Annotated in this window: 11 protein-coding genes and 1 pseudogene; 3 read left to right on the forward strand and 9 right to left on the reverse strand. The window is 44.6% G+C overall.

The window, feature by feature from the left end:
• Window positions 1-236: 236 nt before the first annotated feature.
• Complete coding sequence (locus LX92_RS21005; protein WP_109654811.1) at window positions 237-908, forward strand: hypothetical protein; 672 nt, start codon at window positions 237-239, stop codon at window positions 906-908.
• 7 nt (window positions 909-915) lie between these two features.
• On the opposite strand, the gene LX92_RS21010 is transcribed toward LX92_RS21005, so the two are convergent.
• The 3 genes from LX92_RS21010 to LX92_RS21020 are packed head-to-tail and all read right to left on the reverse strand — an operon-like array spanning window position 916 to window position 3,915.
• Window positions 916-2,070 (reverse strand): MFS transporter, encoded by a 1,155-nt coding sequence (locus LX92_RS21010; protein WP_109654814.1) that lies wholly within the window; start codon window positions 2,068-2,070, stop codon window positions 916-918.
• A gap of 51 nt (window positions 2,071-2,121) precedes the next feature.
• Window positions 2,122-3,396: a kynureninase gene (gene kynU / locus LX92_RS21015; RefSeq protein WP_109654816.1), complete on the reverse strand. Its 1,275-nt coding sequence runs from the start codon at window positions 3,394-3,396 to the stop codon at window positions 2,122-2,124.
• A gap of 60 nt (window positions 3,397-3,456) precedes the next feature.
• A complete protein-coding gene (locus LX92_RS21020) occupies window positions 3,457-3,915 on the reverse strand; it encodes a GNAT family N-acetyltransferase (RefSeq protein WP_109654818.1) in 459 nt (152 codons plus the stop codon).
• A 78-nt stretch (window positions 3,916-3,993) separates the two neighbouring features.
• On the opposite strand from LX92_RS21020, the gene LX92_RS21025 reads away from it, so the two are divergent.
• Window positions 3,994-4,635 carry an O-methyltransferase gene (locus tag LX92_RS21025; RefSeq protein WP_109654820.1) on the forward strand — a complete coding sequence of 214 codons (642 nt, stop codon included), beginning with the start codon at window positions 3,994-3,996 and terminating at the stop codon, window positions 4,633-4,635.
• Here the strand turns inward: LX92_RS21025 and LX92_RS21030 are convergent.
• The 6 genes from LX92_RS21030 to LX92_RS21055 form a co-directional block, all read right to left on the reverse strand.
• Window positions 4,601-5,173 carry a phosphatase PAP2 family protein gene (locus tag LX92_RS21030; RefSeq protein WP_109654822.1) on the reverse strand — a complete coding sequence of 191 codons (573 nt, stop codon included), beginning with the start codon at window positions 5,171-5,173 and terminating at the stop codon, window positions 4,601-4,603. The two genes, LX92_RS21025 and LX92_RS21030, sit on opposite strands and share 35 nt — an antisense overlap.
• 10 nt (window positions 5,174-5,183) lie before the next feature.
• Window positions 5,184-5,522, reverse strand: a complete 339-nt coding sequence (locus LX92_RS21035) for a Sec-independent protein translocase subunit TatA/TatB (RefSeq protein ID WP_109654825.1) — start codon at window positions 5,520-5,522, stop codon at window positions 5,184-5,186.
• An 87-nt stretch (window positions 5,523-5,609) separates the two neighbouring features.
• On the reverse strand, window positions 5,610-7,916 hold the full coding sequence (locus LX92_RS21040; RefSeq protein ID WP_109654827.1) for a M1 family metallopeptidase: 2,307 nt from the start codon (window positions 7,914-7,916) through the stop codon (window positions 5,610-5,612).
• 64 nt (window positions 7,917-7,980) lie between these two features.
• The gene (locus LX92_RS21045) at window positions 7,981-8,487 is read right to left on the reverse strand and encodes a DUF6702 family protein (RefSeq protein WP_109654829.1); all 507 of its coding nucleotides are present in this window, start codon (window positions 8,485-8,487) and stop codon (window positions 7,981-7,983) included.
• Window positions 8,488-8,601: 114 nt separating this feature from the next.
• Window positions 8,602-9,387 carry a carboxypeptidase-like regulatory domain-containing protein gene (locus tag LX92_RS21050; RefSeq protein WP_170117915.1) on the reverse strand — a complete coding sequence of 262 codons (786 nt, stop codon included), beginning with the start codon at window positions 9,385-9,387 and terminating at the stop codon, window positions 8,602-8,604.
• Window positions 9,374-10,126, reverse strand: a complete 753-nt coding sequence (locus LX92_RS21055) for a hypothetical protein (protein ID WP_109654831.1) — start codon at window positions 10,124-10,126, stop codon at window positions 9,374-9,376. Before LX92_RS21055 ends, LX92_RS21050 begins: the two co-directional genes overlap by 14 nt.
• 423 nt (window positions 10,127-10,549) lie before the next feature.
• On the opposite strand from LX92_RS21055, the pseudogene LX92_RS21060 reads away from it, so the two are divergent.
• Window positions 10,550-12,093 (forward strand): annotated as a pseudogene (locus LX92_RS21060) (hypothetical protein); the annotation flags it as partial.

A 12,093-nucleotide genomic window follows, 5' to 3' on the forward strand; every position in this document is an offset into this window, starting at 1 on the left:
ACTAAGCATTTTATTAAAAATATACCGATATCCTAGGTATCGAATTACATTAAAAAACATCATCGCTTACCTATTGGCCCCGACCCATTTACACCGTTATCCCCCATTGATCTGAAGCCTTGACCAAACGACGGATTTCCATATCGTTCAAAAAAATCCGAACAGGATCTATATTGCTCCTCCCCGTCCTCCCTTTTTCAGTACGATTCCATTATATTTGAACAAACCACTTGATCATGAAAATAAGCAAGCTCATCCTGTTGTCCCTCCTATTTATCGGTTGCAAAACGGAAAAGAAAGAGGTTAAACCCGCAGCGGAAAAGACCTATACCTTAGTAGAAAAGATAGCCAATGCCCATGGCTTCAAGGCTTGGAAAAATGTTGGCGAGCTGCGTTTTACCTTCAATGTGGATCGGGACAGTTCCCATTTTGAGCGCAGTTGGATCTGGGACATCGACAACAACCAGGTAACCTCAATGACACAGAATGATACGGTTACCTACCAAAGGTCACAACGCGATAGTATTGCCCATGCGATCAATGGCGGGTTCATCAATGACAAGTTTTGGTTGTTGGCCCCCTTCAATCTCGTATGGGACAAAGGGAATTACACTTATGAACATCACGAAAACGAAGTGGCGCCACTAAGTAAGAAGCCCATGCACAAATTAACCATCGTCTATGGTTCCGAGGGGGGTTATACCCCGGGTGATGCCTATGATTTTTTCTTTGGGGATGACTTCCTGATCAAGGAATGGGTCTATCGAAAAGAAAATCAACCGGAAGCTTCCCTAGTGACCACCTGGGAGGATTATATTGAAAAAGGCGGACTCCAGATTGCCCAAACCCACACCAATGAGGAAGGGTTTACCCTATTTTTCACCAACCTGGAAGTAAAGAAAAAATAAACTTGGTTTAAGATTCCACACGTTTTCGATTCAAGACGAAGGTTGCCATTAAAATAAGTACGGCACAGCCCAATAAGATCACAAAACAGGTAACCAAGGAATATTTTTTGGCTACAAAGCCCAAAATGGGTGGGGCGACCAAAAAACCCGTATACCCCAGTCCGGCTATAAATGAGATTCCCTGGGAGGAATCGATTCCCTTTACATTACCACCAATACGGTATAGCACGGGTGCCAGCACCGAATACCCCAATCCACAAACGGCAAACCCCGAAATGGCCAGATAGGTCGATGTGGAGAGTATCAACACATAGCCGACAATGGCGATTATGGCCCCCAACACCACCATCTTTATCGAGCCTATCCTCGTACTTATGGCATCCCCCACAAAACGCCCTAAGGTCATTGTTATTTGAAATCCCAAAAATCCAGCTCCCCAAAGGGCCTCTGGAGCAAAACCCACTTCCTTTAGATACAGACCGCTCCAGTCGATGATCGCCCCCTCACTCCCCATTGCGACAAAGGAGACAATACCAATGACAAGCAAGGGTTTAAGGAGTTTTATATTAAAAGGCTCCTTATCCACCGGGGCCGCCTTAACATGATAATAATATTTAAAAAAAACGGCATTCACCACAAGCACTACAATGAACGCCAAAAGCATATGTACGGCGGGGTTTCCAATGGGTATGATAAAAAAACTCCCGAGTCCTGCCAAAACACCCCCCAAACTGAAAAAACCATGAACGGCAGACATGAACATTTTCTTGTCCTCCTTCTCAATCTCCGCCACCAAGGTATTCATGGCGATATCGGTAAAACCCGTACATGCCCCAAAAAGATAGAGTCCGGCCATCAGCGCATAATAATTGGGTGCCAATAGGGGGAATAGGGCCATGACACTGCTACAAACAACACCAAAGGCAGTGGCCTTCCCCACCCCGATCTTATTGATGATCTTCGCCGCAATGGGAAAAATGGTGAATACCCCAAAGGATAAAAAAAAGATGGCAATGCCCAAATCGGCCTTGTCGACCCCCAACTTCTCCTTTACCGAAGGAATATAGATCACCCAGGTACCAAAAAGGATATTTATACTGGCAAATACCCAAGCAGGCCCAAAATATCTGGGATTGCTTAGGATCAATCGAAGTGAATTCATGTTTTTTTTCGGTGCTAAAGCGGTAAAACTACTTAAAATAGCGGTTGACCACTAATCGTTTTGTAGCAAAATACCATCCTTTAATATCTGCCCGAATCGGAAGATATCCTCATAGGAACAATAAAAAGGCACGGGTGCCAATCGAATGACGTTGGGTTCCCGCCAATCGGCCAACACCCCATGTTGCATGAGGTAGTCGAACAAAGGTCTACCATGGCCGTGCAGCAAAACCGACAATTGGCATCCGCGCTCCTTGGGGGTAATGATCTCGAAGCTCCCCTTTACTTCTTGGGCTATCCCATGGAGTATAAACTCCAAATAGGCCACGATTTGGTTTCTTTTTGCGATCAAGGCGTCCATACCCACGGCTTCAAAAAGCTGTAAGGAAGCCAAATACGGGGCCAATGCCAATACCGGCGGATTACTGATCTGCCAAGCATCGGCCGTTGCCATAGGTTCAAAAACGGGTTTCATCAAAAAACGGGTTTCCTTTTTCGTTCCCCACCAGCCTTCAAACCGGGGTATATCGTCCTTACCCAAATGTTTTTTATTAATGAATACGCCCGAAGCATTTCCGGGACCACTATTCATATATTTATAACTGCACCATGCGGCAAAATCGACATCCCAGTCGTGTAATTCCAAGGCAATGTTCCCTGCGGCATGGGCCAGGTCCCATCCTACCATGGCACCCGCAGCCTTACCGGCCTTGGTAATGGACTCCATATCAAACACCTGACCGTTATAGTAGTTTACCCCACCGATCAAGACCAGGGCGAGCCCATCACCCAATTCCTCTATTTTGGATAGGATATCCTCGGTACGCCAAAAATGTTCCCCTTCCCTTTTTTTAACCTCAACAATGGCCTCTTTGGGATCCAAACCATGAAAGCGCACTTGGCTCTGCAACAGGTATTGATCACTGGGAAAGGCTTTTTCTTCACATAAAATCTTAAAGCGGGTCTTTGTGGGCCGATAAAAGGACACCAACAGTAAATGAAGGTTTACACTCAAGGTATTCATCACGGAAACCTCTTCTGCATGGGCACCCACGATCTTTGCCAATGGGGCGGCCAAACGCTCATGATAGTCCCACCAAGGTTTGTCGGAATGAAAATGTCCCTCGACCCCCAGTTCTTTCCAATCGTTCATAATCCCATCAACGTAGGACTGGGCCAATTTGGGTTGCAATCCGAGGGAATTCCCGGTAAAATAAATGACCTGCTTACCTTCCCACTTTGGAAAATGGAATTCATTTCTATAGGAACGCAGTTCGTCCTGGGCATCCAACTGTTGGGCAAAGGCTAATGTATTCTGAAATTGCATAGGAGTCTTTTATTCAAAAGTACAATTTCAGATTAAAAAAAGAGTGCATTACCGCTACGGTTATTCCAAACGCATTTCGACCATATGCTTTTTAAAGCCCACCTTTTCATAAGCCCTTATGGCACTTTCGTTTCCGCTATAGACATCCAATCGAATCTCTTTCAATCCCCTTGCATAGGACCATTCCCTTAGGCTTTCCAAAATCATGGTATTCACGCCCCTACCGCGATATTCGGGAACGGTGTACATAAAACCCAAATACGAATAACGGTCATGCACCAAATACGGTTTTGCCGTTTTGATCAGGGCATAACCCGATGCAATTACCTTTCCCCCCAGCTCGGCCACCACGAGATGGGCATCATCATTCAAGATCAATGCCTTTAGATCATAATACGATATGGGATCGGGCCCTAGGGTCATATCCAAAGGTCTTTCCGCCTTGATCACCCCTTGTTCAAAATTCCGCAAGACCTCCAAATCATCGAGGACCGCCGCCCTAATTATTATACTGTCCATAACTACTTACATTAAAACATCGACCTATTGAAATTTCAAGGTAGTTCATAATTACATACTTTTACAAAAAAATTACGCATGCATTTTCTGTCATCTGTGATCGAGGATTACATTCAGGACCATTCCGAGAACGAACCCGAATTATTAAAGGCACTTTCACGGGAAACCCACGTTAAGGTCATTCAACCTAGAATGATCACGGGACATTTTCAAGGCAGGGTCCTAAGCCTGTTATCCAAGATCATACGCCCCACCAATATTCTTGAAATCGGGACCTATACGGGTTATTCGGCCTTATGTCTTGCCGAAGGGCTACCCAAGGACGGTCAATTGCACACCATTGACGTCAATGAGGAACTAAGCACCATACAGCGTAAGTATTTTGACCAAAGTCCATTTGGTCCCCAAATCATACAACACACCGGAGATGCCCTTAAAATCATCCCTACCCTCGACCTCAGCTTCGACCTCGTATTCATAGATGCCGAAAAAAAGGAATACCCCAATTATTTTGAGACAGTCTTACAGAAAACGACCTCTGGGAGTATTATTCTTTCCGACAATGTCTTGTGGTCTGGTAAAGTGGTTGAACCCGTAAAGGAGAAGGACAAGACCACTAAAATTCTTTTGGAATACAATCGAATGTTGAAGGACGATCCACGGATCGAAACCGTGTTGCTCCCCATTAGGGATGGGCTAACCCTAAGTAGGGTACGATAATACGCGTGTACAGGTTATAAAACAAAAATGCCGACCCGGCACCCACCAAGGCTCCGACAATGATATCCCCGGGGTAATGTACCCCCACATAAATCCTACTCAAGGCAAACAACAGGGGCCAGATATAGAATACCCAACACCACTTTACCCTTTTCCTAAGGAACAATACGATCAAGGTGGTTATTGAAAAGGAACTGGCCGAATGGCCCGAGAAAAAACTAAATGTGGACGGATGGTGCAGTATGCGGATCAATTGATTCACTTCCTCATCATTATTGGGCCGTATCCTTTCGAAGAAACCTTTGGTCACATCGGTGGCTACAAGGATAAACCCGATCAGGGCCAAAACGGTCAAGGTTACGAATATGGCTTCCCTTCGTTTGTATTTCCAAAAAATCAAGACGAAAAAAAACAAAAACAAGGGGATCCAAGTATAGATATTGGTGACCGTAGACCAGAAATGGTCGTACTCCTCTATCCCTAAACTATTTAAATATATCAGTGTTTCCCTATCCCATTGCAGAATTCTTTCCAGCATAGGTAAATTCTTATTGTCGCTTTATAGATCCCGTAACATCCTCGACATTCTTCTTAACGTCGTCAATACCTTTTTTCAGATCACCGCCAATACCGGACTGTAGATTGTCCTTAACATCCCTGATGTCTTTTTGTATATCCTCAACAAAACTGGTGTCGATACCTTGTTTATCGGCACTTCGCTGAATCTCCCGCTTTATATCCTCGGTAGCATCCTTAAGTTGTCGCATGCCTTTTCCAAGGCCTTTGGCAATCCCCGGAATCTTATCCGCACCAAAAACCATCACCACGATGAACATGATGAAGAAAATCTCTCCTCCGCTGATAAATAAATATAACATCGAATACATACGTCAAATATAGTGAAGATTAATTGCTAATTGAAAAAGTCCCGATGATATTATCATCAGGACTTATTTATTTTTAATTAAGGATGATCAGCCTTTGATGTTTTGCTTAAACCTATCAAAGTCATTTTGCTCCTCTTTCCTTGGCCATGAATTGTTGGTCGTATCAATATCAGCGGTTTCCGCCTTGGGATCCACAACAATACCCAGCAATTCACTTTGGGTAGAAATCACCAATTGCACCTCTGCATCATTCTTTCTCCAGATTTCAGGGGGATAGGTGATATCTTCCTTACTCCCATCGGCATAGGTGTACTCGACGATCAATGGCATGGGTATTCCTCCCGGTTTCTCATAAGTGATCTCGTAAAAATACTTAGGCTCCTTAACGGCTGCCCTTTCTTCGGCGGTCATATGATCCATCATGAACTCCTTAAGGGTTTCGGAATTTTGGGAAGGGGACTTACCCTTGAGATTGGAATCGGAATCCTCACTTTCTTCCTCGGCCAAATAAACCAATGGTCGCAAATCGGCCACGGTCAGGTTCCTAGCTTCCAAATATTCCTGCATTTTTTTGCCAGGCTTATCGGAAACATAATATTTTTTGATTCCTTTTACCCCTATATCGACATAATCGGTAGAATAGAACCATCCTCTCCAGTACCAGTCCAGATCCACTGCGGAAGCATCTTCCATCGTCCTAAAGAAATCCTCAGGGGTCGGGTGTTTAAACTTCCATCGTTGGGCATAGGTTTTAAATGCATGGTCGAACAACTCCCTACCCATAACGGTCTCCCTTAGGATATTCAATGCCGTGGCTGGCTTGCCATAGGCGTTGGCCCCCAATTGGTAAACATTTTCAGGGTTCGACATAATCGGAGCCATCGTACTTTGATCCCCACTCATATACGGAACGATCTTACTGGGATCTCCCCTTCTTGAAGGATAGGCCTTGTTGGGCGCTATCACCTCTGGATGTTCTTCCCCAAAGGCCTGTTCGGTCAAATATTGCATAAAGGTATCCAACCCTTCATCCATCCATCCCCACTGACGCTCATCGGAGTTGACGATCATCGGGAAGAAGTTATGGCCCACTTCGTGAATGATCACACTAAGCATACCGTATTTGGTACGGTCAGAATAGCTACCATCCTCATTGGGCCTACCATAATTCCAGCAGATCATAGGATATTCCATTCCCTGGTTCTTGGCATGGACCGATATCGCCTTGGGATACGGATAATCAAAAGTGTGTTTTGAATAGGTCTTTAACGTTTGTACGACCGCCATGGTGGAATATTCCTCCCATAACGGATTGCCCTCCTTAGGATATAAGGATACGGCCATCACATCCCTTTTGCCCATTTTAACGGCCTGCATGTCCCAAATGAACTTTCGGGAAGTGGCAAAGGCATAATCCCTTACGTTCTCGGCCTTGAACTTCCATGTTTTCTTTTTCTCTGAAAAACCTTTCTCTGCGGCCTCAGCCTCTTCCTGGGAGACGATGATCACCGGTTTGTCATATGATTTTTTCGCCTTCTCATAGCGATTCATCATTTCCTTGGTAAATACTTCCTTTCTATTCTGAAGTTCCCCTGTCGCATCGAGTATGTGGTCTGCCGGCACAGTGATATTCACTTCATAATCACCAAAGGGAAGGGCAAATTCGCCACTGCCCCAGAACTGATGGTTTTGCCATCCTTCTACATCACTGTATACCGCCATTCTAGGAAAGAACTGGGCAATAACATAGGAGCGGTTACCATCTTCGGGGAAATATTCGTACCCTGATCGCGCCCTGTCGATGGTATGGTCTGGAATATTATACCACCATTTGATCGAGAACGAAATCTGTTCCTTACTCTTTAGGACCTCAGGCAGGTCTACCCGCATCATGGTCTGGTTGATCGTATAGGGTAACGGCTTACCGGAATCATCCTTTACATATTCAATATTGAAACCACCATCAAAGGGCTGCTTCATGTATTTGGCAATAAAACCCTCGGGTTGTTCCGCCAAAGGAACCCCTCCTCCATTCCGCAATGGGGATTTACTGTCCTTGGCCCTTACGTTCTGATCCAATTGCAACCAAAGGAATTCGAGGTCATCCGGGGAGTTATTGATATAGGTTATGGTTTCTGAACCATAGATCTTTGCATTCCGGTCATCCAACTCAACATTTATCTTATAATTGGCCTGCTGCTGGTAATAGTCAGGCCCCGGCGTTCCTGATGCGGAACGATACGTATTCGGAGTTGCGAACTCCTGGTACATTTGTCTGAACTTACTTTGATTGGCATGGCCTGGTTCCCTTTCACCTTGCTCAACATCCTGTGCAGTCATAACCGCTGCAAACAAGAAGAAAATCGATGCAAAACAATACTTGATTCTATTCATAGACTACTTACTAAATTAAATAAGGGCGAAAATTAAAGTTTTTTAAACGATTGCATAAAACTTGTTACATTTTTAACATTCCTTTATTATTCTCCCTAATAAGGACAAAACTCTTTTTTTGATTTAATATTTTCAAGTGAACCACATTTTGCTGTTCCTCAAAAAGATCGGTCAGTATTTCACTCTGGATGGTGATGGACTCCATACTATCGGCAGCCACCTTGGGGATCTCGATATAACATATCATTATATCGTTATCGTATTCCTTCCCCAAAAAATCGTATTGCTGTTGCTCCCCATTGAGGTACACCAGGAATTTCGACCTCAGGTATTTCTCGATATAGGCATCGGCCAAGGGGGATTCCGATGGGGTAGCCAATTGCGATTCTATACCGTAGCGCTCCAGGAGCACATCCTCAAAATCGTCGATAAATATGCGTGAGGTTATCTGTATGGCCTGATGCTTTTCGTTATAGGTAACGTTGGTCACACTCAAATAAAACTTATGGGCAACCGTAAAAGCCATTAAAGGCAAAAGCAAGAGCCACATACTCCTTCTCAAAAACTTCATTTGCTAAAAATTTCAGTCAAAATTAATCAATCTTTGTGCCATACTCCTTTTTAATCCGGATTATTGCGCCCTATGGGACAGCCCTTTTTGGCCAATCCCGACAGGGATCGATAATCAATCGTCCAACCCATTGTTTTTTCTGTACACCACACTCTTTCTCCGCATAAATTCCCAGATTTTAAACTGGTCATGACTATCGACCAAGGACTGGAATGCGGGATCCACCTCACAGAAGTACATAAAATCATCGATGTTGCCCTGGGGGATCTTAAACTCGGTCGTAAAGAGTGAATCGGCATAAAAGGCCCGTACCCGTTGGGTGCGTTCGTACTTTTCATTTCTGGCGACCCGTTGTTTCAGCATCTTCGTTCGCCCTGAAATACCGTTCAAAATAGGATTAAGGGGTATAAAACCCCCTCCGGAAGTGGCTTCGAACAGCTTACGCTCTGCCTGTGTTGGCAATTTTACATACGCATTGGGCAACCCCAAGGTAGACGAAGTGACGACGGGATCTATTAGGGTACGACCAAGGTCGGTGGCCATATCCCCGGTAAGGTTATACGGCATTACAATAACTTCATCGAGTTCGTTGATCAGCTCCTCCATAGGCACATAGAGCAATTTACTTTCCAAGACGGACTGGGTAACACGCATGGTCTTGCGTTTGTACTGCACTGCGGAAAACACCAAGGTATCGTTTAGTCTGACCGTAATCGTAAAGAAACCGTCCTGATCGGTGATCGAGGCTTTTTTTGAAGTGATGTTCAATACATGGGTAGCGGCCACATCACCGCTGTCGCTGTAGACCCGACCTTCTATCTGTTTGCTTGGCAAGGTCTGGGCACTTACACCCGCACCCAATACTAAAAATAAGGGAAGAAGTAACCTACTCCTCGTCATCTATCTGCTTCAGAAAGGTTTTACTCTGGTTCACCAAAAATTCTATCAACTCAAATTCGTTCTCCTTTTTCAAAAGGGTACTTGTAGGCATTTTGTTGTCGCAATAGATCAAAAACGCATCGATCTTGTCTTGGGGCAAATGCAGGTCGTTCACAAAAAATCTGTCGTCATATACCTGACGCATAACCTGACTCAATTTTAACTGGGGTCTTTTTTCCTCCGGTGTTGTTTTGTTTGAATTCACCAGGGCCTTGAATATGTTCACGAAATTGATACCGTCTTTCATACCCCTCTGGTATTGCGGCATGGCTATATTCTCTACCTCGGTAGATCGATCCACATCATATTCGTACTCCTTGAATTGCTCGTTCTTTACCTGAAGGAACTTTTCTTGCTGTTCCGGTGTCACCACCACTTCATCCAATTCGGTCACCTTTTCATTCACCTCGACCACCAATCTTCCTTTTTCGATGATCTCCTTGGTAATGATCACGACGCGCAATTGGTAATTGATGGCGGAAAAAATAAGCTCATCACCCTCTTTTACCCGAATTACGAACTCCCCCCTGTCATTGGTGATCGTCGCGTTCTGGGCCGTGGTATTGATCACGTTCTCATTGGGCACAAAGCTGTTGCGGTAGAGTACCTGCCCCCTAAGGAAGCTGCGGCCATCATCCTCTTGGGAAAAACCAGCACTCACAAATAACAAACAACATACGGAGAGTAAAAATCCTTTCATCAACTTAATTTTAGGAGATATAAAGAAAACACAACTAAACGGTATATAAAAGGAGTCGGGTCTAAACTTTTGTTAATTTGTTTTTAACCGTGGAAAATCGGGAACCGGACTTACCAAAGTGTATAAAGCCAATCGCTTGAAAGTGTTTATCTTCCCATGTTTACCCTTCAACCCAATAAGCGGTTATTTTATCTCCTAAAGTTAACAATGTATTGATATAATTCTATTTTTGTTAGCCCTCGATCCGAATGGTTTGCGAAAGGAAAACATTCATTATGAGGGGTATAAATAAGGAACAAGAAAAAAAACAGGGGGTGTTGGGGCCGAAAAAAAGGCACCAAGCACGCATTTCCCTGGAACAATAGGCCACTATCCGACGGTATCGGGTAGTAAAATCGATAAAGAAGCAATTAAGACAAACGTATGAAAAGAACACTATTTTTTCTGGTTTTGGGACTTTTATTGGCAACTACCGCCAAAGGTCAGATCAAGATCGGGGATAATCCCCAGACTATTGACCCTTCATCGGTATTGGAACTCGAAAGCGGTTCCCGGGTCTTGGTGGTTACCCGTGTATCAACGGCAGAGATGAATGCCATTACCCCCTTACCCGGGGCCGTGGTCTACAATACCGACCTGCAATGCATCCATTATTATAACGGTACCGAATGGATCAATGTCTGTGAGGAAGTTGGGGGCATTCCCAACCTGACCACAGACCCGTTCATCAATACCCGAAGTACGATCGTTATTACCACCGATGGGGAAAACAACCATATCGAGGTGGCCCCGAACAGTATCCGTACCGAACAGATCGTGGATGGGGGTATCAATGGGGATGACATACAGGACAACAGTATCGGTCAGAACAAAATAGGCAACGATGCCGTAGGCGCGAACGAACTTGAAGAAAACGCGGTTGGGGTGGAAGCCTTGAACAATGTGGAGGTAGAAACCTACCTTGAGGATTATTTTACCAATACTGTGGGGTATATCACCAATGTGGATATTGTAAGCGGGGATACCGGCAATGATCTTATGATCGGTATTGACGGCGGGGCCTTTTATGAGGAACAACCTGTTTTGGATGCCATTGCTGCAAATGCAGGGGATATCAGTACCAATGCTGGGAATATACAGACCAATAGTGATGCTATAGCGGTCAATACGGGGAATATAGGCACGAATACCAGTGCCATCAGTGCGAATACCACATCTATCTCGGATCATATTACCAATGATGGGGATTTGGATGATCAAAATGAGACTTTAACAAGTGCTATTATTGATGGCAATGAACTGGTATTGACAGAATCAGGAACTGAAACACGGGTTGACCTAGGGACTTTTAACAATACGGGTAGTGATAATCAGGACCTATCCACAAATGGAAACCCTGGAAATATATCCATTGATAATGGAAGTACACTTAACTTAAATGTCAATGATGGGGATTTCAATGCCTCCAACGAAATTCAAAATGCAGCCGAGGTTGATGTAGCCGCCAATCCTACAAATTATACGGAATCAGCTACCAATGTAGAAGGGCATTTAAATGGGATTGACAATGCCATTGGAACAATCATAGCCAACGGCGGGTCGGATGGTGTTGTAACCGACATCACAACCACAGGCAATAATTTGGTCGTTACGGGAATCAACGGAGGTTTCAACGGTAACGTACCTATGGAAACCCTTGTGGACAATGCCGTCTCTAATAATGGTTACCTAACTGCTGAGGCAGATGGTAGCGCCACCAATGAATTAACCGATATTTCATTCAATGCTACGACCAATATATTAAGCTTAAGCAATTCGGCAACTGTCGCAGGAGCCACAGCAGACCTAAGTTCTCTTGCTGGTGGGGGGGCAGACGGAGTGGTATCCAATGTGGCCGCTTCCGCAACCGGGTTCGACGTGACAGGTGCCAACGGTGGGTTCAACGGAAGTATCGACCTTGATGCCGT

The sequence above is a fragment of the Maribacter polysiphoniae genome (genome assembly GCF_003148665.1).
GTDB lineage: Bacteria > Bacteroidota > Bacteroidia > Flavobacteriales > Flavobacteriaceae > Maribacter_A > Maribacter_A polysiphoniae.

Excerpts from the sequence above, each read along its gene's own strand:
- LX92_RS21005 (WP_109654811.1), top strand. The coding sequence starts at position 237 with ATGAAAATAAGCAAGCTCATCCTGTTGTCCCTCCTATTTATCGGTTGC.
- LX92_RS21010 (WP_109654814.1), bottom strand. The coding sequence starts at position 2,070 with ATGAATTCACTTCGATTGATCCTAAGCAATCCCAGATATTTTGGGCCT.
- kynU (WP_109654816.1), bottom strand. The coding sequence starts at position 3,396 with ATGCAATTTCAGAATACATTAGCCTTTGCCCAACAGTTGGATGCCCAG.
- LX92_RS21020 (WP_109654818.1), bottom strand. The coding sequence starts at position 3,915 with ATGGACAGTATAATAATTAGGGCGGCGGTCCTCGATGATTTGGAGGTC.
- LX92_RS21025 (WP_109654820.1), top strand. The coding sequence starts at position 3,994 with ATGCATTTTCTGTCATCTGTGATCGAGGATTACATTCAGGACCATTCC.
- LX92_RS21030 (WP_109654822.1), bottom strand. The coding sequence starts at position 5,173 with ATGCTGGAAAGAATTCTGCAATGGGATAGGGAAACACTGATATATTTA.
- LX92_RS21035 (WP_109654825.1), bottom strand. The coding sequence starts at position 5,522 with ATGTATTCGATGTTATATTTATTTATCAGCGGAGGAGAGATTTTCTTC.
- LX92_RS21040 (WP_109654827.1), bottom strand. The coding sequence starts at position 7,916 with ATGAATAGAATCAAGTATTGTTTTGCATCGATTTTCTTCTTGTTTGCA.
- LX92_RS21045 (WP_109654829.1), bottom strand. The coding sequence starts at position 8,487 with ATGAAGTTTTTGAGAAGGAGTATGTGGCTCTTGCTTTTGCCTTTAATG.
- LX92_RS21050 (WP_170117915.1), bottom strand. The coding sequence starts at position 9,387 with ATGACGAGGAGTAGGTTACTTCTTCCCTTATTTTTAGTATTGGGTGCG.
- LX92_RS21055 (WP_109654831.1), bottom strand. The coding sequence starts at position 10,126 with ATGAAAGGATTTTTACTCTCCGTATGTTGTTTGTTATTTGTGAGTGCT.